This window comes from Georgenia deserti (assembly GCF_042680605.1).
GTDB classification, from domain to species: Bacteria; Actinomycetota; Actinomycetes; order Actinomycetales; family Actinomycetaceae; genus Allobogoriella; species Allobogoriella deserti.
Genome location: NZ_JBHUEE010000023.1, coordinates 1 through 667 on the forward strand (window position 1 = coordinate 1; position 667 = coordinate 667).

Here is a 667-nt window from a genome sequence, read left to right on the forward strand (position 1 = left end):
TTAAGCGCAGTCTGCAAAAGATTTTACACGGCGTTTGAGCAATTTTGCGCCACAATGCGTTAGACAAAAGTCATGCCCTACCGGGTCGCTCTAATCGTATGTGAATTTTCCTTGTCTGAGGGGAGCAATCGAGATGAGCATTTCAAGACTTCCAAAAATTGCAGTCGCCGTTGCAGCGAGTTTTTCGATGGTCGCAACACCGGTTATGGCGGCGACGCCGAGTGATCTTGCTGACCTGATAGGTGTGAAAGGATCGTCTGGCGAAACGCAGATGGAGGCTCGCGGATACAGCCTGCACCATGCATCGCACGGTGATGACAAATCCTACACTTACTGGTGGAAGGCATCGTCGAAGAAATGCGTGCGCGTGACGACCGAGGATGGCCGCTATGCAGCCATCAATTCGGAAAGCGCAGGCGATTGCGGCCAAAAATCCGGGGATGCAGGTGCGGCGGTTGCTATCGGTGCAGCGGCCTTGATCGGTGCCATCGCGCTGAGCCACAAGTCGCATAACCACAATGACTATAACCATTATGGCAACGCGCAATATGAAGCCGATTATGAGCGCGGCTATAATGACGGGCTCTACAACTACCCCTATCATAACTACAGCCGCTCCGATTATTATTCCCAAGGCTTTGAGGCCGGGGTTCGCCAGCGCGGCTAT

1 pseudogene is annotated in these 667 nt (G+C 53.1%); it reads left to right on the top strand.

Annotated features, from left to right (window positions below):
• Positions 1-133: 133 nt before the first annotated feature.
• Positions 134-667, top strand: a pseudogene (locus ACFSE6_RS18895) (hypothetical protein); the annotation flags it as partial.